This window comes from Nonomuraea sp. NPDC049400, from assembly GCF_044466425.1.
GTDB lineage: Bacteria > Actinomycetota > Actinomycetes > Streptosporangiales > Streptosporangiaceae > Nonomuraea.
The window spans coordinates 38,188-59,078 of record NZ_JBITMP010000013.1 but is presented as its reverse complement, the minus strand read 5'-3'; the positions used below and the strand labels follow the sequence as shown (position 1 = coordinate 59,078).

General features: G+C 70.0%; 16 protein-coding genes. 8 read left to right on the top strand and 8 right to left on the bottom strand.

Annotated elements, in window-relative coordinates; all coding sequences use genetic code 11:
* Window positions 1–5: 5 nt before the first annotated feature.
* The 5 genes from hisC to fbaA all read right to left on the bottom strand — a co-directional run bounded on the left by hisC (window position 6) and on the right by fbaA (window position 5,550).
* Window positions 6–1,064, bottom strand: coding sequence for a histidinol-phosphate transaminase (hisC, locus tag ACIBVN_RS21825; RefSeq protein WP_397139025.1), 1,059 nt, complete (start codon window positions 1,062–1,064; stop codon window positions 6–8).
* A gap of 50 nt (window positions 1,065–1,114) precedes the next feature.
* Window positions 1,115–2,602 (bottom strand): serine/threonine-protein kinase, encoded by a 1,488-nt coding sequence (locus ACIBVN_RS21820; RefSeq protein ID WP_397139023.1) that lies wholly within the window; start codon window positions 2,600–2,602, stop codon window positions 1,115–1,117.
* A 91-nt stretch (window positions 2,603–2,693) separates the two neighbouring features.
* Window positions 2,694–3,977, bottom strand: coding sequence for an adenylosuccinate synthase (locus tag ACIBVN_RS21815; RefSeq protein ID WP_397139021.1), 1,284 nt, complete (start codon window positions 3,975–3,977; stop codon window positions 2,694–2,696).
* Between the two features lie 106 nt (window positions 3,978–4,083).
* Complete coding sequence (locus ACIBVN_RS21810; RefSeq protein ID WP_349453771.1) at window positions 4,084–4,494, bottom strand: DUF3151 domain-containing protein; 411 nt, start codon at window positions 4,492–4,494, stop codon at window positions 4,084–4,086.
* A gap of 33 nt (window positions 4,495–4,527) precedes the next feature.
* Entirely contained in the window at window positions 4,528–5,550 is a 1,023-nt protein-coding gene (fbaA, locus tag ACIBVN_RS21805) for a class II fructose-bisphosphate aldolase (RefSeq protein ID WP_397139019.1), read from the bottom strand.
* Window positions 5,551–5,658: 108 nt separating this feature from the next.
* On the opposite strand from fbaA, the gene ACIBVN_RS21800 reads away from it, so the two are divergent.
* Both ACIBVN_RS21800 and ACIBVN_RS21795 read left to right on the top strand, forming a co-directional pair.
* Complete coding sequence (locus tag ACIBVN_RS21800; protein WP_397139017.1) at window positions 5,659–6,351, top strand: DedA family protein; 693 nt, start codon at window positions 5,659–5,661, stop codon at window positions 6,349–6,351.
* Window positions 6,352–6,414: 63 nt separating this feature from the next.
* A complete protein-coding gene (locus ACIBVN_RS21795) occupies window positions 6,415–6,819 on the top strand; it encodes a hypothetical protein (RefSeq protein WP_397139015.1) in 405 nt (134 codons plus the stop codon).
* Here ACIBVN_RS21795 and pyrE read toward each other — a convergent pair.
* On the bottom strand, window positions 6,816–7,349 hold the full coding sequence (gene pyrE / locus ACIBVN_RS21790; RefSeq protein WP_397139014.1) for an orotate phosphoribosyltransferase: 534 nt from the start codon (window positions 7,347–7,349) through the stop codon (window positions 6,816–6,818). The genes ACIBVN_RS21795 and pyrE overlap by 4 nt on opposite strands.
* Before the next feature lie 123 nt (window positions 7,350–7,472).
* On the opposite strand from pyrE, the gene ACIBVN_RS21785 reads away from it, so the two are divergent.
* From ACIBVN_RS21785 to ACIBVN_RS21760, 6 genes are all read left to right on the top strand, one after another.
* Window positions 7,473–9,800, top strand: coding sequence for a sigma-70 family RNA polymerase sigma factor (locus ACIBVN_RS21785; protein ID WP_397139012.1), 2,328 nt, complete (start codon window positions 7,473–7,475; stop codon window positions 9,798–9,800).
* Window positions 9,801–9,986: 186 nt separating this feature from the next.
* A complete protein-coding gene (locus ACIBVN_RS21780; protein WP_397139011.1) occupies window positions 9,987–11,189 on the top strand; it encodes an NYN domain-containing protein in 1,203 nt (400 codons plus the stop codon).
* 141 nt (window positions 11,190–11,330) lie between these two features.
* The gene (locus ACIBVN_RS21775) at window positions 11,331–12,428 is read left to right on the top strand and encodes an MFS transporter (RefSeq protein ID WP_397139009.1); all 1,098 of its coding nucleotides are present in this window, start codon (window positions 11,331–11,333) and stop codon (window positions 12,426–12,428) included.
* A 102-nt stretch (window positions 12,429–12,530) separates the two neighbouring features.
* Window positions 12,531–13,718 (top strand): cytochrome P450, encoded by a 1,188-nt coding sequence (locus ACIBVN_RS21770; RefSeq protein WP_397139007.1) that lies wholly within the window; start codon window positions 12,531–12,533, stop codon window positions 13,716–13,718.
* Window positions 13,715–14,317, top strand: coding sequence for a TetR/AcrR family transcriptional regulator (locus ACIBVN_RS21765; RefSeq protein WP_397139005.1), 603 nt, complete (start codon window positions 13,715–13,717; stop codon window positions 14,315–14,317). The genes ACIBVN_RS21770 and ACIBVN_RS21765 overlap by 4 nt, the downstream gene beginning before the upstream one ends.
* A 162-nt stretch (window positions 14,318–14,479) precedes the next feature.
* Window positions 14,480–15,943: an alpha/beta hydrolase gene (locus tag ACIBVN_RS21760; protein ID WP_397139003.1), complete on the top strand. Its 1,464-nt coding sequence runs from the start codon at window positions 14,480–14,482 to the stop codon at window positions 15,941–15,943.
* Window positions 15,944–15,997: 54 nt separating this feature from the next.
* Here ACIBVN_RS21760 and ACIBVN_RS21755 read toward each other — a convergent pair whose 3' ends face one another.
* Window positions 15,998–16,627, bottom strand: a complete 630-nt coding sequence (locus ACIBVN_RS21755) for a response regulator (RefSeq protein WP_349453781.1) — start codon at window positions 16,625–16,627, stop codon at window positions 15,998–16,000.
* A 3-nt stretch (window positions 16,628–16,630) separates the two neighbouring features.
* Window positions 16,631–20,818: a HAMP domain-containing protein gene (locus ACIBVN_RS21750; protein ID WP_397139001.1), complete on the bottom strand. Its 4,188-nt coding sequence runs from the start codon at window positions 20,816–20,818 to the stop codon at window positions 16,631–16,633.
* Between the last annotated feature and the right edge of the window lie 73 nt (window positions 20,819–20,891).

Below are 20,891 nucleotides of genomic sequence, written 5' to 3'. Positions count from 1 at the left end.
GATGATCAGCCGCGGAAGGCGCTCGCCGCGGCGAGGAACGCGTCGTTGGCCTCCGGGTCGCCGATCGACACGCGGGCGCCTTCCCCGGCGAACGGCCGCACGGCCACTCCCTCGACCGCGCATGCCGCGGCGAAGTCGAGGGTGCGCTCGCCGAGCCTGAGCCAGACGAAGTTCGCCTCGGTGGGCGGCACCGTCCAGCCCTGGGCGATGAGCGACTCGCGGACCCGCGTGCGCTCCTTGACCACCCGCTCGACCCGCTCCAGCAGCTCGTCCTCGGCCTTGAGCGAGGCGATGGCCGCCACCTGGGCGAGGTGGTTGACCGCGAACGGGATGATCGTCTTGCGCACGGCCGTGGCCACCGGCTCGTGCGCGACCAGGTAGCCGACCCGCAGGCCCGCCAGCCCGTACGCCTTCGAGAACGTACGCAGGACGCAGACGTTGGGCCGGTCGCGGTATAGGGTGAGGCCGTCGGGGACGTCCTCGTCACGCACGTACTCGCGGTAGGCCTCGTCCAGCACCACCAGCACGTGCTCGGGCACCCGGTCAAGGAACGCCTCCAGCGCGCCCCGGCGGACGGCGGTGCCGGTGGGGTTGTTCGGGTTGCAGACGAACACCATGCGGGTGTTGTCGTTGACCGCCTCCGCCATGGCGTCGAGGTCGTGGTCCTCCCCGGCCAGCGGCACCCGGACCGACTTCACCCCGGCCAGGTCGGCCAGCAGCGGGTACGCCTCGAACGACCGCCACGCGTACACGACCTCGACCCCGGGCTCCCCGACCGACTCGAACAGCTGCTGCGCCACCGTGACGGACCCCGCGCCGAGCGCGATGTGCTCGAACGGCACGCCGAACCGCTCGGCGACGGCCTCGGTCAGCTTGACCGCGCCCGGGTCGGGATAGCGGTTGATGTGCCGCGCCCCCTCGGCGATGGCCTCGACCACGGACGGCAGCGGGTCGTACGGGGATTCGTTCGAGGACAGCTTGTACGACCGGCCGTCGGGGGTCACTACGGCCTTGCCCGGCTTGTAGGCGGCCATGGTGTCCAGGATCTGGCGGAAACGAGGCATGACCCAACTTTATGAGGCCCGGCAGGATGAGGCATCAACCAGGGCGCGTGCTAGCGATACTTGTCGATGGCCGCCGCGATGAGCTTGGCCGCCCGGTCCGCGGTGGCGAACCCGGGTCGCCGGTGGGTGACGGTGAGCATCACCCAGGCGTTCGACACGTGGAAGGAGATCTGCGTCCGGTAGAGCTGCCCCCAAGCCATCTTCTGGGTGAAGCTGTACGCCCCGTCGCCGACGTCCGGCCCTTTGCGGAGCTTGGTCCCCGGGACGCGCTTCGGCTCGTCCTTCATCGTCTTGACCAGTTGGTCGAAATAGGCGGAGCCACCCCAGCTGGAGCTCATGGACATGAGGTTCAGCCCGGTGCCGTCCCCCTTGTTCCACCAGCAGGCGTTGTCGGATATCCATCGGCGCTGGGCCGAACCGCCCAGCAACGAGCGCACCTGGACGCTGGTCAGCAGGTCACACGCCTCGAACTCCTTGGTGATCCGCGGCGAGGCCGCCGCAGTCGGCGGGCCGAAGGTCCAGGTCGGCACCGGGTAGGTGACCCGGGGCGAGAGCGCGAAGCCGAGTACGCGGACGACGTTCGGGAACAGGTACGGCACGACGACGACCGTGGCCGCCACCAACAGCACCACCGCCAGCACGGCGCCCACGGCGATCTTGATTCGGGTGCGTTGAGGAGAGCGTGCAGGTTTGGGGGGCTTTCGTCTCAGGGTCGGGGCGGTTGCCGTCTCTCCCCGCGAGACGGCCTCCAGCGAGCGGGCCGCCTCGTCAGGAAGGCAGCGCCGTCCCGGGTCCTTGTCCAGGATCACGGCCAGCACGGGGGCGAGCGGTCCGGCCAGGCGGAACGGGGCCGGTTCCTGCATCAGCACGGCCGCCAGCACCGCGGCCGTGTTCGGACCGGCGAACGGCGGGCCGCCCTCCACCGCCGTGAAGAGCGTGGCGCCGAGCGACCACAGGTCGGCGGACGGGCCGTCGGTCTCACCCCGAAGGCGCTCCGGGGCGATGTAGCCGGGCGAGCCGGTCAGGAACCCGGACTGGGTGAGCGCCGAGTCCCCGGCGATGGTCGCGATGCCGAAGTCGGTCAGCAGCACCCGCCCGTCGTCGGTGAGCATGACATTGGCGGGCTTGACGTCCCTGTGCAGGACGCCCGACGCGTGTGCGGCCATGAGGGCGTCGAGCACCCGCAGGCCGATCCCGGCGACCTGCCGCGGCGGCAGCGGGCCGTCGTCACGTACGGTCTGCTCGAGTGAGCGGCCGCGGACCAGTTCCATGACGATCCACGGCCGCCCGCCGTCGAGAACGACGTCGTGCACCGTGACGATGGAGGGGTGGGAACGCAGCCGCGCCGCGGCCCGTGCCTCGCGGAGCGTGCGTTCGGTCAGCTCGGTCCGCGAGGCCTCGTCGAGGTCCGGCGGTAACTTGACCTCCTTGACGGCTACTTCCTGCTGGAGCAGCTCGTCCGTCGCCCGCCAGACCGTGCCCATGCCGCCCTCGCCGAGCTGCGACTGCAACCGATAGCGACTTGCGAGCAGCGTCACCGCGTCCCCTCTCGTACCGTCCGTGGCTCTCTGTCAATATCACGGCCGACAGGGGCAAATCAGGTAGTAAAGGGAACGAGGTGGCGCGAAATCAGACGAGCGAGCGCACCACCACGGTCTGGTCGCGGCCGGGACCGACGCCGATGGCCGAGATCGGGGCGCCGCTCATCTCCTCCAGCGCCCGCACGTACGCCTGAGCGTTGGGCGGCAGGTCGTCGAAGGACTTGGCGCTGGTGATGTCCTCCTGCCACCCCGGCAGTTCCTCGTAGACCGGAACGGCGTGGTGGAAGTCCGTCTGCGTCATCGGGATCTCGTCGTGCCGCACCCCGTCCACTTCGTAAGCGACGCACACCGGGATCCGCTCCAGCCCCGACAGCACGTCCAGCTTGGTGAGGAAGTAGTCGGTGATCCCGTTGATCCGGGTCGCGTAGCGGGCGATGACCGCGTCGAACCACCCGCAGCGCCGGTTGCGGCCGGTGGTGACGCCGTACTCGCCGCCCGTCTGGCGCAGCCAGTCGCCCACCTCGTCGGTCAGCTCGGTGGGGAAGGGGCCGGAGCCGACGCGGGTGGTGTACGCCTTGAGGATGCCGATGATCTTGGTGAGGCGGTTCGGCGGGATGCCGGCGCCGGCGCAGGCGCCGCCCGAGGTGGGCGAGGAGGACGTGACGAAGGGGTAGGTGCCGTGGTCGAGGTCCAGCAGCGTGCCCTGGCCGCCCTCGAGCAGCACGAACTTGCCCTCGTCCAGCGCCTTGGACAGCACCAGCGAGGTGTCGGCGATGTGTGGCTTGAGGCGTTCGGCGTAGGCGAGGTACTCCTCCAGGACGGCGGAGGGTTCGATGCCGCGCCGGTTGTAGACCTTGGTCAGCACCTGGTTCTTCTCGGTCAGGGCGACCTCGATCTTCTTCGCCAGGATGCCGGGGTCGAGCAGGTCCTGGACGCGTACGCCCATGCGGGCGACCTTGTCGCCGTACGCGGGGCCGATGCCGCGCCCGGTGGTGCCGATCTTGGCCTTGCCGAGGTAGCGCTCGGTGACCTTGTCCAGGGCCTTGTGGTGGGGCATGATCAGGTGCGCGTTCGAGGAGATCAGCAGCCGCTCGGCGGAGATGCCCCGCGCGGCCAGTCCGTCGATCTCGCTCAGCAGCACGCCCGGGTCGATGACCACGCCGTTGCCGATCACCGGGACCACGTCAGGCGACAGGATTCCCGTGGGTAGGAGATGGAGCGCGTATTTCTGGTCCCCGATGACCACGGTGTGACCCGCGTTGTTGCCACCCTGATAGCGGACGACGTAGTCGACGTCGCCACCGAGCAGGTCGGTGGCCTTGCCCTTGCCCTCATCGCCCCACTGGGCGCCAACGAGAACGGCAGCCGGCATGGTTCTGTCTCCCGTGCACAAATCGAAACCCCTGGCGCAAGCGCGACAGGGGCTCTTGCGTTGAGAGACTACCCGAACGTGCCTATTCGTCCCAAGACAGCGAACGCTAGCCCTTGGTGAGCGCGTCGTAACCGGTCTCCGTGCTGTCCTTGAGGAACTGCAGGCACCGCTCGGCCTCGTCCTTCTCGCCGATCGCCTGGGCGGCCCTGGAGAGCGCGTACAGGCAGCGCAGGAAGCCGCGGTTGGGCTCGTGCTCCCACGGGATCGGCCCGTGTCCCTTCCAGCCGTTGCGGCGGAGCGCGTCGAGCCCGCGATGGTAGCCCGTGCGGGCGAAGGCGTAGGAGGTGACGGCGTGCCCCTGCGCGAAGTACTCCTCCGCGAGCGCCGCCCACGCCGCCGGGTGGGCGGGGAAGCGGGCGGCCACGTCGGCGGCCTTGGCGCCGGATTCGAGCGCCTCCCTGGCCTCGGGCAGGTCCGGCAGGTTGGTCGGGGGCGGCCCGGCGAGAAGGTTGTCCATAGACAAGTCATACCCGCCGGGCCGCCAAAGGCGCTAGGAGATCTTCGTCCCACTCGACTTGAGGTTCTCGCAGGCCTCCACGACTCGTGCGGCCATCCCGGCCTCGGCGGCCTTGCCGTACGAGCGCGGGTCGTACGCCTTCTTGTTGCCCACCTCGCCGTCCACCTTCAGCACGCCGTCGTAGTTGCGGAACATGTGGTCCGCGACCGGCCTGGTGAAGGCGTACTGCGTGTCGGTGTCGATGTTCATCTTGACGACGCCGTACGAGATCGCCTCGTGGATCTCCTCGAGCGACGAGCCGGAGCCGCCGTGGAAGACCAGGTCGAACGGCTTGTCCTTGCCGTACTTGGTCCCGACCGCGTCCTGGAGCTCCTTCAGCACGCTCGGCCGCAGCTTGACGTGGCCCGGCTTGTAGACGCCGTGCACGTTGCCGAACGTCGCCGCCAGGATGTAGCGGCCCTTCTCACCGAGGCCCACGGCCTCGGCGGTGGCCAGCGCGTCCTCGGGGGTCGTGTAGAGCTTCTCGTTGATCTCGCCGACGACGCCGTCCTCCTCGCCGCCGACGACCCCGATCTCCATCTCCATGATGATCCGGGCCCTGGCGCACTTGTCGAGGAGTTCCTTGGCTATCTCCAGGTTCTCGTCGAGCGGCACGGCCGAGCCGTCCCACATGTGCGACTGGAAGAGCGGGTCGAGGCCCTTGGACACCCGCTCGAGGGAGATGTCGACCAGCGGCCGCATGAAGCCGTCGAGCTTGTCCTTCGGGCAGTGGTCGGTGTGCAGGGCCACCGTGACCGGATATTTGGCGGCCACCACCCGCGCGTACTCGGCCAGCGCCGTCGCGCCCGTGACCATGTCCTTGACGCTCGCGCCGGAGAGGAACTCGGCGCCGCCCGTGGAGACCTGGATGATGCCGTCGCTTTCGGCCTCGGCGAAGCCGCGCAGGGCGGCGTTCAACGTCTGCGACGATGTCACGTTGATCGCCGGGTAGGCGAATCCGCCGGCCTTGGCCCGGTCGAGCATCTCAGCGTAGACCTCTGGAGTCGCAATAGGCATGATTCATCTCCCTGAGAAGTAACGGCTTCGCGCCAGGCCCAGTATTCCGGGTCACTACCCCGTGTGGTAGATACGACGCATTCGTCGCCGCACAGGTAGGCTCTCGGCGTGGACTGGCTCTGGAATCTCCTCGACCCGACGTGGTGGCTGACCATGTTGGGGGCTTTCGCGACGATCGGCGTTCTCGCGATCATCTTCGCCGAAACCGGTTTGCTGCTCGGGTTCTTCCTGCCTGGCGACTCGCTGCTGGTGGCCGCGGGGATTTTCAGCTCAGCCGCGGTGGCTCGGGGCATGGGCATCGAGCCCCTCTCCTTGCCCGTGCTGCTGATCGGCACGCCGCTGTGCGCCATCGCGGGCGCTCAGCTCGGGCATTTCCTGGGGGCCAGGTTCGGCCGCAAGCTCTTCGACAAGCCCGATTCGCGGCTGTTCAAGAGGGAACACGTCGTCAGGGCCGAGGAGTTCTTCGAGAAGTTCGGTCCCGCCAAAGCGGTGATCCTGGCCAGGTTCGTGCCGATCGTGCGCACGTTCATGAACCCCGTCGCGGGCGTGCTGGAGATGCCGGCCAAGCGCTTCTTCCTGTGGAACGTCGTCGGCGGCCTGGTCTGGGTCGAGAGCCTGGTCCTGCTCGGTCACTTCCTCGGCAGCAAGGTCGACCCCAAGGCGATCGACAAGTACATCCTGCCGGGCGTCTTCCTCATCGTGCTCATCTCGCTGATCCCGATCATCGTCGAAGTGATCAAGAAGCGGCGAGAGCGTAACAACGTTCCCGAGCCCAACGGCAAGCACCACCGCGTGCACTGACCCTGAAACCGGGGGGTTACCCGGGGTACGCTGCCGACTGTGGGACGCCACAGGTCAGATCCGATGGGCCTTGCCCGCTTGGCACTCGCCGTCCTCGCCGCGGGCGCCGTGGTGACGCTCCTGGTCATCGGCGCTCGCGCGCTGCTCGGCTCGTCCGGCGCGACGCAGGAGCGCGAGCGTGCCGTCTCCGCCACGACCGGCCCGGTCCCGGAGGCCACCGCGCGGGTGCCGACCGTGCGCATCGAGTGCCTCGCCGAGACCTGCCCCATCGTCACGGTACGCGTGCCGGGCGGTGACGTGCTGCAGTACCGCGAGATGAGCAGGGGCGAAGAGGTCAGCTACTTCGAGCCGGAGCTCGACGTCGTGCTCAGTGACGCGGGCACGGTCCGCGTCATCGAGAACGGCACGCCCCGCGAGCCGGGCGAGGACGGCCGGCGCGAGGCGTTCACCGTCCGTGCGCCGGGCTAGAGTCCGAGGTCTTCGAGGGTGAAGGCCGAGCGGTATTCCAGGCCCTCCCCGGTGATGCGCTCCCTGGCCCCCCTGTCGATGATCGTCGCCACGGCCACCACCTCGGCTCCCGCCTCGCGCAGTGCCTCCACGGCCGTCAGCGGCGAGGTGCCCGTCGTGGAGGTGTCCTCGACGGCCAGCACGCGCCGCCCCTTCACCTCGGGCCCCTCGATCCTGCGCTGCAGGCCGTGCTGCTTCTGCGCCTTGCGCACCACGAACGCGTCGAGCGTGCGCCCGCGCGCCGCCGCCGCGTGCAGCATCGCGACCGCCACCGGGTCGGCCCCCAGCGTGAGCCCGCCCACCGCGTCGAACTCCAGGTCCGCCGTCAGGTCGAGCATCACCTTGCCGACGAGGGGCGCGGCCACGCCGTCGAGCGTGATGCGGCGCAGGTCGAGGTAGAAGTCGGCCTCCATGCCGGAGGAGAGGATGACCTTGCCGTGGACGACGGCCTTGCTCTTGATCTCGGCCAGCAGGTTGTCGCGATCCGTCATGCGTCCAAGCTTATGGGCCTGCTCCAAGGTCTCGACTCAGAGGCAAAGGCGCGGGCGCGGTTTAGTCACGACCCGGAGTGCGGAATGAATGCGCGGGCAACCCCGCGTAATCGTGAGGTCACTATGGGTGTCGAATCGCCGCAAAGCGACGCAGAGCTCCTTCAGGCGGTCAGAGAGGGCAACGCCGCCGCCTACGGGCTGCTCTACGAGCGCCACGCCGCCGCCGCCCGCGCGCTGGCCAAGCAGTTCGTCAGGCGCGTCGAGGTCGAGGACGTGGTCGCGGAGTCGTTCACGAAGATCCTCGACCTGGTCGGCAGGGGTGGCGGGCCCGAGTCCGGCTTCCGCACCTACCTGCTGACCGTGGTACGGCGCACGGTCCACGACCGCTCCAGGTTCGAGAGCGGCGAGATGACCACGGGGGAGATCGGGGAGTACGACCCGGGGGTGCCGTTCGTCGATCCGTCGCTCGTGGGGCTGGAGAAGTCGCTGGTCGCCAGGGCGTTCCTGTCGCTGCCCGAGCGGTGGCGGGCGGTGCTCTGGCACACCGAGGTGGAGAGGTGCAGGCCGGCCGAGGTGGCCCCGCTGCTGGGCCTGTCCGTCAACGGCGTGGCGGCGCTCGCGTACCGGGCGCGGGAGGGGCTGCGGCAGGCGTACCTGCAGATACACCTCGGCTCGCCGCCGCGGCACGACTGCCGTCCCGTGCTCGGGAAGATGGGCGCGTACGTCCGGGACGGGCTGACCAGGCGCGACGCCAAGGACGTCGACGAGCATGTGAGCGGCTGCGAGGAGTGCCACGGGGTCCTGCTCGAGCTGACCGACGTCAACCGCGGGCTACGCGTCATGGTCGGGCCGCTGATCGTGGGGCCGGTCTTCGGCGGGTACGCGGCGGCGCTGGCCAAGTCGGCCGTGGTGGGCGGCGGCGCGGGCGGGCTGCTGCGGGTGTTCGGCCGGCTGCGGCGGGCGCCCAGGCACCAGCAGGCCGCGATGGCCGGCGGCGTCGCCGTGACGATGGCCGTGGCTGCCGGCATCCTGCTGGTCTCCGACGGCAAGGCGATCAGGAGGCCCGCCGCCGCCGCGCCGGTCGCCGGGTCGCCGGCCTCCGTGCGACCCGTGCCCGTGCCGCCGCAGAGCGAGGAGCCCGCCCGGGTGCCCCCGCCGCCGGTCAGGAGCAAGCCGCCGGCCCAGGCGCGGCTGCGCGCCACGATCGACGCGCTCGGATCACTCGTACGGGCCAGGCCCGGCATCGTCGGCATGCGGCTGCGCAACTACGGCGAGGCCGCGAGCGAGAAGCTGACGGCGTTCGTCTACCTGCCGGCGGGCGTGGCGCTCATCCCGCCCGCGCGGCGCGACCGTCATGACGCCGCGGGCACCGTGGACGGCTGGTCGTGCCGCCCGGCGGTACGCGGCGCGCGGTGTGCCAGGGCGCCGCTCGCGGCGGGGCAGGGCACGGCGCTGTTCCTGCGGGTCCGGGTCTCCGGCGAGGCGCAGGAGGGCGCGGCGCCCTCCGTCCGGATCGACGCGGGCTCGCTGCGCGTCAAGGCGCAGGCCGAGCAGGGCGTACGGCTGTCGGGCGCGCCGGCCAGGTTCGCCACCGACGGGAGGGTGGCCGTCAGGGCGATCGGCAATTCGTTGCTGAGCTGCCCCGAGGATCGCGAGGGCTGCCTGGAGGCCAGGCGGCGCCAGCGCGGCCAGCGCGACAACGACCTCTGGTCGATGACCGTGCTCGACCGGGACAACGACCCCGGCACCCACGCGTCCAGCGGAGCCGAGCTGACCCTGCCGAAGGGCGGCAAAGTCGTGTGGGCCGGGCTCTACTGGTCGGCGAGCACCGCGGAGGCCGGGCCCATCAAGCTCCGTCCGCCGGGGCGGCGCGAATACGTGACGGTCGAGCCCGCCGACGTGGCGGTCCGCGACCTGCCGCTCGGGCCCGTCTACCAGGCGTACGCCGACGTCAGCGAGCTGGTCGCCGCCTCCCGCAGGCACGGCACCTGGTGGGCGGCCGACGCGCCGCTGGAGGAAGGGGTGTCCAGGCATGCCGGTTGGAGCCTGGTGCTGATCGTCACCGATCCCGCGGAGCCGTACAGCCAGGCCGTGGTGCTCGACGCGGCCACCGTGGTCGGAGGCGCGGCGGGACGCGTGCACCTGCCGCTCGGCGGGCTGCGCCCGGCCGCCTCGCCCGCCAGGGTCGAGCTGGTGACGTGGGAGGGGGACGCCGATCTCCAGGGCGACAAGGTCTCGCTCGGCTCCGGCGCGCTCGCCCCGGCGGGCGGCGATCGAGACGCCGCGAACGTCTTCGACGAGTCGTCGAGTGGCGCGGCGGAGATGACGTTCGGCGTCGACGTCGATACGATCAGCGCCGAGCTGGGCGTGGATCCGGGGCTGACGATCGCCACAGACAAGGACGTCGTCCTGTTCGGAGCGGCCGCGTTGAGCGTGCGTGCGCGATCGTGACCACAATCTGGACAAACTGGTACGATCTTCCTCGTCGGTTTGGTGCGTTAGCGGGCTGGTGCCGAATCGTCTGGATTAACCCTCGCGCGATCACCTGCTTTCATTACCCTGAGAGAGGGCCGCCGAGTCCGGTCTCTGACGGTGCAGAGCCAGCAAGGTCGGACCACCAGGAAAGGGGCGGTGCTAGTGGATCGCTGTGCGCTGTTCGTGGACGCCGGCTATCTGCTGGCTGATGGAGCGATGGCCGTGCACGGCACGCGTCATCGCGAAGCAGTTGCCTGGGACTATCCCGGGCTGCTCCAGCTGATGACCGGCCTGTCGCGCGAGCGCACCGGCCTGCCGCTGCTTCGGTGCTACTGGTACGAGGCGACGGTCGAAGGCCGCCGCACGCCGGAGCACGACGCGCTGGCCGACATACCGGGCCTCAAGCTCAGGCTGTCGCGCATCCGGCCGGGCCGGCGCGAGGGCGTCGACGCCCAGGTCCACCGCGACCTGATGACGCTCGCCCGCAACAACGCCATCTGCGACGCGGTGGTGGTGAGCGGCGACGAGGATCTCGCGCAGGTCGTGTGCGACGCGCAGGACCTCGGCATCAGGGTGAGCGTGATCCACGTCGCGGCCGAGGGCGGCTGGGCCGTGTCGCGCTCGTTGCGGCAGGAGTGCGACGACCTCGTCGAGCTGGGCGCCGTACACCTGCGCCCCTACGTCAGCCTGGTCTCCGGGGCCACCGAGTCGTCCAACGGCCACCAGCCGGTCAGCAACGGGCAGGCCGCCCACTCGCTGCCGCCCGCCCAGCCGGCCCTTCCCCCGTCGCTGCCCCAGATGCCGCCCTCCAGCGGCAGCCACGCCGCCGGCTCCTCCTCCGCGACGCCGTCCCAGCCCTCGTCGAACGGGTCGTCGTCCGGGCGTGGGCAGTCGTCCTCGCCGCCCGCGCTGCCGACATACTCCAACTACCAGCCCGAGCAGCCGCCGGCCACGCCGCCGCCCTCGGCTCCCGCCACCGGGCCCATCCAGTCGCAGTCGGCCAGCACCGGGCAGTTCGCCGCGCCGTCCAGCGGGAGCTACCAGCCTTCGCAGCTGGGGCCGTACACAGGGCCGCAGCCCGCGCCCGTCAACCCTCCCTCCGCCGCCACCGCCGGGGCCACCACGCTGTCGGACGCGGTCAAGTCCGCCCATCGGGAGGGGCACGACTTCGGCGAGTCCGTCGCCCGCGACGCGCCCGCGCTGTGGCTGGAGGCCGTGCTGGCGCGCAAGCCGCGCATGCCCTCCGATCTGGAGGCGCGGCTGTTGCAGGGCTCTTCGCTGCCGATCGACTTCCTGCTGCACGATGAGGTACGGCACGCGCTGCGGCGCGGCTTCTGGGACGCTTTGGAACGCGCCCGCCACTGACCGCCGCTCCCTCCCGGGCTGCCGGAGTTCACCGCCGGCGCTGCATGGACAGGGCCTGCCGCCAATGCTCGGCCGCCTGGCCCATGTCGTGGCCGAGAAGTTCGAAGAACTGGCTGGTGGTGCGGAGCCGGTCGCCGGTGGGTGTGTCGGTGCCGAAGATCCTTCTGGTGGGGCTCGGTCTTCCTGATCAACATCCCCGTGGTCGTCCTGGCGTTCCTCGCGGTCGCCGCCTGGCTGCCCGAATCGCAGCGCGAGCGCGGCAGGCGGATCGACGCGGGCGGCATGGTGCTGTCGAGCGCGGCGCTGACGGCGTTGACCTACGGCCTCATCGAAATCGGTGAGCGAGGCTGGACAGACGCCGCCGTGCTCGGACCGATCCTCGGCGGGATGGCCGCGCTGGTGCTGTTCGTGGTCTGGGAACGACGGGCCGGCGAGCCGCTGGTGGACCTGTCGCTGTTCGCCAACGCGCGCTTCACGGTCGGCACCGAGCTGGCCACGGTCGTCAACTTCACCATGTTCGGCGTTCTGTTCGTGCTGCCGCAGTATTTCCAGGCCAACCTGGGCACGGACGCGATGGGCAGCAGCCTGCGGCTGTTGCCGCTCATCGCCGGGATGCTCATCGGGATGTCGGTGGCAAGCAGGCTGAGCAGGCTGATCAGTCCCAAGCTCGCGGCCGGCCTGGGGTTCGTCCTGCTCACCGGGGGCCTGTTCTGGGGTGCCACCACCGGCACGGGCAGCGGGACCGGGTCGGTGGCCGCGTGGACGGCCATGTACGGCCTAGGGCTCGGCTGCGCCCTGCCCACGGTCATGGACGCGGCGCTGGGCACTCTGTCGCCCGGCAACGCCGGCGTCGGCGCCGCGGTGAACCAGTCCATCCGCACCCTCGGCGGCAGCTTCGGCGCGGCGATCCTGGGCTCGATCCTGACGTCCGCCTACCGCGCCGCGGTGCCGCCGCAAGCACGCGAGAGCGTCTTCGCAGGGCTGGCCGCCGCCCGATCCGCCGGCTCCGCAACCTTGGAGCATACGGTCCGCTCTGCCTTCGTCCATGGCCTGGACCTCGTCCTGGCCACCGGCGGCGGGCTCGGCCTCCTCGGCGTCCTCGTCGCCCTGGCCTGGCTGCCCGGTACACCCGAGCGTCCCCGGCCAAGCACGACACCGGCACAGCGCGGCCGGCCGGGCCCGGGCGCGCAGCCGGCGGGCGGCGGTGAGGGCGGCTACTACGGAACGCAGGCCCCATGAGCCCTTCGTAGATCCAGTCCGCGCGACCTCTAAGTGTTAGTCCGCCTTTCACTTATCTGGTACGTTACGGGAAAGCGGAACGATCATGAGAGGGGAAGGGCAATGACGCAGGCGCCGGAGTTGTCGCTGGAGATGCGGCGGAACGGGCTCGACCCGGTCGAGGAGCTGGCTCGGGCCCGGGATGGTGAGGGCGTCGTGCGGGTGGTGACGCCGTTCGGCCAGCCCGCGTACCTGGTCCTCCGCCACGAGGATGTGCGCGAGGTGCTGTCGGATTCGACCCGGTTCAGCAATGCCATGACACCGTTCGCCGCGGCCGGTGAGATGAGCGAGGAAGAGCAGGAGAAGCTGCGGGCCGGGTTTCTGCTCGCGTTCGACCCACCGGAGCACACGCGGTTGCGGCGGATGCTCACCCCGGAGTTCACGGTCCGTCGGATGCGCCGGCTCGAGCCACGCATCCTGGAGATCGTCGAGGCGGCCCTGGACGACCTGGAGCGGGCCGGCAAGCCGGCCGATCTGGTGTCGAACTTCGCGTTGCCGGTGCCGTCGCTGGTGATCTGCGAGTTGCTGGGCGTGCCGTACGCCGACCGCGCCGAGTTCCAGGACCGTTCCGTTCGCCTGCTGGACATCTCGTTGCCGATGGAGGAACAGGCCGCCGTGCTGCGGGAGAACCGCGCCTACATGGCCGGTCTGGTCGCCCGCGCGCAGGCTGACCCGGGCGAGGACATGCTCGGCATGCTGGTGCGCGAGCACGGCGACGACCTGAGCACCGACGAGCTCATCGGCATCGCGGCCCTGCTGCTGCTCGCCGGGCACGAGACGACCTCGAACATGCTCGGCCTGGGCACTCTGGCCCTGCTGCGACACCCGGACCAGCTCGCCATGATCCGCGAGGAGCCGGCGCGGGCCGAGCCCGCCATCGAGGAACTGCTGCGCTGGCTGTCCATCGTGCACTCGCCGTCACCGCGCACGACCACGACCGAGGTGGAGATCGCCGGCCACGTCATCCCCGCGGGGTCACTGGTGCTCGTTTCGCTGCCCGCCGCCAACCGCGACGGCGGCCACATCGCGCATCCCGACGCCCTCGACATCACCCGGGGCGCCCCCGGACACATCGCCTTCGGCCACGGCGTGCACCATTGTCTCGGCGCTCCGCTGGCCCGCATGGAGATGCGCATCGCCTTCCCGGCCCTGCTGCGCCGCTTCCCCGACCTCGCACTCGCGGACGACCAGATCGACTTCCGGGTCTTCAGCACCGTCTACGGACTGAACTCGCTCCGGGTGACCTGGTGAGAGCCGACGCGGCCCGCAACCACGAGCGAATCGTCGGCGCCGCGGTCCTGGCGTTCGAGGAGATCGGGCCCCAGGCGACGCTCGAGGAGATCGCCGCACGCGCGAACGTGAGCGTGATGACGGTCTACCGCCGCTTCCGCTCGCGCGACCAGCTCGTCCGAGCCGTCTTCGACCACGTCCTCACCACCGAGCTCCAGCCCATCACAGCGGTGCACACCGACGACCCGTGGCAGGATCTCACCGGGATGCTGGAGGCCGTCACAGAGGTCCTCGCCCGGCGGCGGGTCATCATCTCACTCGCCCACGAGTTCGTGACCTTCGCGAACGAGAGCACGCAGCACTTCATACGCGCCATCGAACCCATGCTGCGCCGGGCCATCGACGCCGGCGTGGTGCGGCCGGAACTGCTGCCTCGCGACCTGACCGTGATCACCGTCATGAGCATGGCCACGGTGCACCCCGGCGATCCCCAGGGCGAGGACCGCAGGCGCTACCTCGCCCTGCTCATCGACGGACTGCGCCCATCGCCGACCACCCTGCCCCCACCCTCACCGCAGGACTTCTTCAAACCACCTGAGGCCGGCGAACCGGCACCATGACCACCGACTGCCGGACGAGGTGGTGGCATGCGTCGCCGACTGGGCGTCATGTCCGGATCGTGATGAGGTCATGGGCCTTCGATGACACGGTCTCTGGTTCGAAGATCCGCGGTTCGGCAGAGTCGATGACACAGACAGAACGCTCACTGAAGAGGACTTTTGATGCGAAACCTTGCGAGACTGTCCGCCGTCGGAGCAGCCACCGCCGTCCTTGCCACAGCCCTCGTGACCCCGGCCCAGGCTGCGGCCACCTCGTGGAGCGCCTGCCCCGCGGGGCCCGGGGTGGACCCGCGGCAGGAATGCGCCACCCTGCAGGTTCCCATGGACTACCGAGCGTCCGGCGGGCCGACGATCTCGCTGGCGGTGTCGCGGATCCAGACCGCCAAGCCCGCATTACGCCGCGGCGCGCTGCTGATCATCCCCGGCGGACCGGGCAGCCCTGGCCTGAACCGGCCCAGCACCCTGGTCAAGAAGCTGCCGAAGGACGTGCTCGACCGCTACGACATCATCGGGTTCGACCCGCGCGGCGTGGGCCAGAGCTCGCCGGTTTCGTGCGGTTTCGAAACCCGTGATCTCTCCCTCACCAAGCTGAAGCCGTACCCCGACGCCGACGGAGGCATCGCGGAGAACGTCGCCTGGTCGCGCAGGATCGCCGAGGCCTGCGCCCGCAACGGCGGGCCGCTCATCCGGCACATCAGCACCCGCAACGAGGCCAGGGACATCGACCAGATCCGCCAGGCGCTGGGCGAGAAGAAGATCTCCTACTGGGGCGTCTCCTACGGCACCTACGCGGGCGCCGTCTACGCCACCATGTTCCCCGAGCGCACCGACCGGGTCGTCCTGGACAGCAACGACGATCCCGACCCGCGCCGCGTGGCGCGACAGTGGCTGGCCAACTACGCCGTCGGCGTGGAGGACCGCTTCCCCGACTTCGCCGCCTGGGCCGCGGCCCGTGACGGCGAGTACGGTCTGGGTGCCGACGCCACGGCGGTCCGCCGCACCTTCCTCGATCTGGCGGCCGACCTGGACCGCAAGCCGTTGCCCTGGCCGGGCGCCAATCCAGAAGAACTGAACGGTAACCTCCTGCGGGAGACCATGCTCACCGCCCTCTACTCCGACGCGAACTTCCCCATGCTCGCCGCCCTCATGCGGGCCGCCCGCACCTCAGGCGAACTGCCCCCGCCGAACACACCCCCGGCGGCCGTCCTGCAGAACACCGCCGCCCACGCCGGCGCGACCATGTGCAACGACGTCGAATGGCAGGACCCGATCAGCCGCTACCAGCGGCACGTGACGCGTGACCGGGCTGCCCACCCCCTGACCGCGGGCATGCCCGTCAACATGGGGCCGTGCGCGTTCTGGCCGTACAAGCCCGCCGAGCCGCCCGTACGGGTCACCTCGCGCGGCCCCGCCAACGTGCTGCTCATCCAGAACCTGCGTGACCCCTCCACCCCCCACAGCGGAGCGCTGAAGATGCGCCAGGCATTCGGGCAACGGGCCCGCATGGTCAGCGTCGACTCCGGCGGCCACGGCGTCTATCTCGCCAACGGCAACGCCTGCGGCGACCAGGCCGTCACCGCCTTCCTGACCACCGGGCACCTGCCGCACCACGACAAGAACTGCTAGACGAAGGCTGCCGCCCTTGATTCCCTGGGCGCCGACCCGGTGCCCGGGGGCCGGTCAGGACAAGGCGTCGAAGCCGGCGCGGAGGTGGGTGAGGCGGTCCGTCAGGTCGGACAGGGGCGCGGCGAGCGCCGGGTCCTGGGACTTGCGGGCCAGCTCGCGCACCCGGGCCAGCTCGTCCTCCACGGCCGTCAGCCGCCGCGAGAGCTCGGGCAGCACCGACGCGTGATCCCCGGCCCCGGGCGGCAGCTCGCCGGTCAGGCGGTCGCGGAGCATGGACGCCTGCTCGGCCAGCCGCTTGTTCATGTTGTACAGCTCAGCGAACACCGACACCTTCGCCCGCAGCACCCACGGGTCGAACGGCTTGGTCAGGTAGTCGACCGCGCCGGCGGCGTAGCCGCGGAAGGCGTAGTCGGGCGCGCTGTCCACCACGGTCAGGAAGATGATCGGGATGTTCCTGGTCCGCTCCCGCCGCTTGATGTGTGCGGCCGTCTCGAAACCATCCATGCCGGGCATCCGCACGTCCAGCAGGATCAGCGCGAACTCGGTGTTGAGCAGCGCCTTGAGCGCCTCCTCGCCCGACCTGGCGCGCACCGGCACCAGGTCGAGGGAGCTGAGGATGGCCTCGAGAGCGATCAGGTTCTCCTCGCGGTCGTCAACGAGGAGGATCTTGGCTCGATCCGGCATCGATCACGACCCTTCGGCTGTTGAGGCTGATGAGTCGGCCGTGGAGCCGCGCCCGCGGCTGAGCCAGCCGCGCAGGCGTTCGAGCAAGCGGTCCACGTCGACCGGCTTGGGTACGTAGTCGGACGCGCCCGAGGCGATGCTCTTTTCGCGGTCGCCCCGCATGACCTTCGCGGTCAGCGCGATGATCGGCAGGTCGGCGAACTGGGGCATGCGCCGGATGGCCGAGGTCGTGGCCCAGCCGTCCATCTCCGGCATCATGATGTCCATCAGCACGAGCGCGACGTCCTCGTTCCGTTCGAGCTGCTCGATCCCCTCCCGACCGTTTTCAGCGTAGACGACCGTGGAGCCGTGTCGCTCCAGGACGCTCGTCAACGCGAACACATTTCGGATGTCGTCGTCCACGATGAGGATCTTGGCGCCGCTGAGCGGGTCGTCGCCCTGCCACTGGACGGGCGTCTCCACCGGCGGCTCGACCAGCTCCGGCATCGGCAGGTCGAGCGGCATCGGCGGCTCCGGCGTGGCCGTCGCGGCCGGCTCCTCCGAGGGCGCCGTCATCAGCTGCCGCCGCGCCGCGCCGCCGTCGCTCACGGCCAGCGGGCCGGTGTAGGAGGCCGGCAGGTAGAGCGTGAACGTGCTGCCCTTGCCCAGCTCGCTGTCGACGTGGATCTCCCCGCCGAGCAGCCTGGCGATGTCGCGGCAGATCGCGAGGCCCAGCCCCGTGCCGCCGTACTTGCGGCTCGTGGTGCCGTCGGCCTGCCTGAACGCCTCGAAGATGACGTCCCGCTTGTCGGGCGCGATGCCGATGCCGGTGTCGATCACCTGGAAGGCCAGCAGGTCGGCGGCCTCGTGCAGGCTGTCGTCGTCGAAGTCGACTCCGGGCGGCGCCATCGAGACGCGCAGCTTCACCTCGCCCCGCGGCGTGAACTTCACCGCGTTGGAGAGCAGGTTGCGCAGCACCTGCTGCAGGCGCTGCTCGTCGGCGCGCAGCTCCTGCGGCACGTCGGACTCGACGTCGACCGTGAACGACAGCCCCTTGTCCTGCGCCAGCGGCGCGAAGGCGGCCTCCAGCAGGTCGACCATCTTCGGCAGCGACACCTGGATCGGGTGGATGTCCATCCGGCCCGCCTCGACCTTGGACAGGTCGAGCATGTCGTTGATGAGCTGGAGCAGCGCCGAGCCCGCGCTGTGGATCGTCCGGGCGAACTCCACCTGCTGCGAGGTCAGGTTGCCCTCGGCGTTCTCGGTCAGCAGCTTGGCCAGCACCAGCAGGCTGTTGAGCGGCGTGCGCAGCTCGTGGGACATGTTCGCGAGGAACTCGGACTTGTAGCGCGAGGACACCGCGAGCTGTTCTGCGCGCTCCTCCAGCGTGCGGCGGGCCTGCTCGATCTGGAAGTTCTGGATCTCGATCGCGCGGTTCTGCTTGGCCAGCAGGGCCGCCTTGTCCTCCAGCTCGGCGTTGGACCTGCGCAGCTCCTCCTGCTGGCGCTGCAGCTCGTCGGAGCGCTCCTGCAGCTCCCTGGTGAGCCGCTGGGACTCGGTCAGCAGGTCTTCGGTGCGGGAGTTGGCGATGATGGTGTTCATCGTGACACCGATGGTCTCGACGAGCTGGCGCAGGAAGTCGAGGTGCACCTCGCCGAACGGCGTGAACGAGGCCAGCTCGAGCACGCCGAGCACCCTGTTCTCGAACAGGATCGGCAGCACCACGATCTGCGCGGGCGTGGACTGGCTGAGCCCGCTGTCGATGGTGATGAACTGCGGCGGCACGTCGTCGAGCATGATGTGCCGGCCCTCGGCCGCCGCCTGCCCGACGATGCCCTCGCCGATCGCGAACCGCTGGCGCGGACCCCTGTCGGGGCGTACGCCGTACCCGCCGATCAGCACCAGCTCGTGGTCGCCCTCGGGGTCGATGCTGTAGAAGGCGCCGTAGCGGGCCGAGACCAGCGGCGTCAGCTCGCTCATCGTCAGCTTGGCCACCTCGAGCAGGTCGCGGTGGCCCTGCATCAGCCTGGAGATACGGGCCAGGTTGGACTTGAGCCAGTCCTGCTCCTGGTTGGCCTGCGTGGTCTCGCGGAGGTTGGCCACCATCGAGTTGATGTTGTCCTTCAGCTCCGCCAGCTCGCCCTTCGCCTCGACGGCGATCGAGCGGGTCAGGTCACCGCGGGCCACGGCGCTGGTCACGGTGGCGATGGCGCGCACCTGGGTGGTGAGGTTTCCGGCCAGCTCGTTGACGCTCTCGGTGAGCCGCTTCCACGTGCCCTCGACGCCCTCGACCCGGGCCTGGCCGCCCAGCTGCCCCTCGGAGCCCACCTCTCGGGCGACTCGGGTCACCTCGGAGGCGAACGACGACAGCTGGTCAACCATGCGGTTGATGGTGGTCTTCAGCGCCAGGATCTCGCCCTGGGCGTCCACGTCGATCTTGCGGGTGAGGTCGCCGTTGGCCACGGCCGTGGTGACCTCGGCGATGTTACGCACCTGGGAGGTCAGGTTGTTGGCCATGAAGTTGACGTTGTCGGTGAGGTCCTTCCAGACCCCGGACACGCCGGTCACCCGGGCCTGGCCGCCGAGCTGACCCTGCGTGCCGACCTCGCGGGCGACCCGGGTCACCTCGTCGGCGAAGGAGGACAGCTGGTCCACCATCGTGTTGAGGGTGTCCTTGAGCTGCAGGATCTCGCCCTGCGCGTCAACGGTGATCTTCTTCGACAGGTCGCCCTGGGCCACCGCCGACGACACGGTCGCGATCTGGCGCACCTGGGAGGTCAGGTTGTTGGCCATGAAGTTGACGTTGTCGGTGAGGTCCTTCCAGACCCCGGACACGCCGCGCACCTGCGCCTGGCCGCCCAGCTGACCCTCCGTGCCCACCTCTCGGGCGACCCGGGTCACCTCGGAGGCGAACGACGACAGCTGCTCGACCATCGTGTTCATGGTCGACTTGAGCTCGAGGATCTCGCCCTGGGCATCCACGTCGATCTTGCGGGTGAGGTCGCCGTTGGCCACGGCCGTGGTCACCTGGGCGATGTTCCGCACCTGGTATGTCAGGTTGTTGGCCATCGAGTTGACGTTGTCCGTCAGGTCCTTCCAGACCCCGGACACGCCCTTCACCTCGGCCCGCCCGCCCAGCTTGCCCTCGGTGCCCACCTCGCGGGCGACCCTGGTGACCTCGTCGGCGAAGGAGGACAGCTGGTCCACCATCGTGTTGAGGGTGTCCTTGAGCTGCAGGATCTCGCCCTGCGCGTCAACGGTGATCTTTTTCGACAGGTTGCCCTGGGCCACCGCCGTCGCCACGGTCGCGATGCTGCGCACCTGGGAGGTCAGGTTGTTGGCCATGAAGTTGACGTTGTCGGTGAGGTCCTTCCAGACGCCCGACACCCCGGTCACCTGCGCCTGGCCGCCCAGCTGCCCCTCGGTGCCCACCTCGCGGGCGACCCTGGTGACCTCCTCTGCGAAGCCGGACAGCTGGTCGACCATCGTGTTGACGGTGTTCTTCAGCTCGAACATCTCGCCCACGGCGTCGACCGTCACCTTGCGGCTCAGGTCGCCCTTGGCCACCGCGGTGGTCACGACCGCGATGTCGCGCACCTGCGCGGCCACGCGGGACGACATCGTGTTGACGGCCTCGGTGAGGTCGCGCCAGCTTCCCGACATGCCCCGCAGGTTGGCGCTGCCGCCCAGCCGGCCCTCCGTGCCGGCCTCGCGCGCCACCCTGGTCACCTCGCCGTTGAACAGCGCGAGCTGGTCGACCATGCCGTTGATGGCCTTGCCCAGGCGCCGCACCTCGCCCCTGGCCGACCGGTCGAGGTCGATCCGGCGCGACAGGTCGCCCTTGGCGACCGCGTCGATCACGTCCGCCGCGCCGCTCACGGGGCTCACCAGGGCGTCGATCAGCTGGTTGACCGACTCGACGCTCTCCGCCCACGCGCCGACACCCGGTCCAGGGGTCAGGCGCTCGCCGAACCGGCCTTCTTTGACGACTTCTTTGCGTACGCGGACCAGTTCGTTGGCGAGATGCTCCCGGCGGTCGGCCACTTCGTTGAGCAGCAGCCGGACCTCGCTGAGGATCCCGGGAGGGGCATGAGGAACACGACGCCGGAAATCACCGTCACGCCAAGAGAAGAGCGTCTCAAGGATGGGCACGAGATCCGACTCGGTGTAGGTCCTCTCCTCCGGGGTTGGCGCGGCCTTGGCCGTGGTCATGGGGCCTCCTTCACTCGCGGCGGGCTCCGGCGAGTGATTCAAGTCTGTCACGATGAGTAGCTCGTAGTCCTGT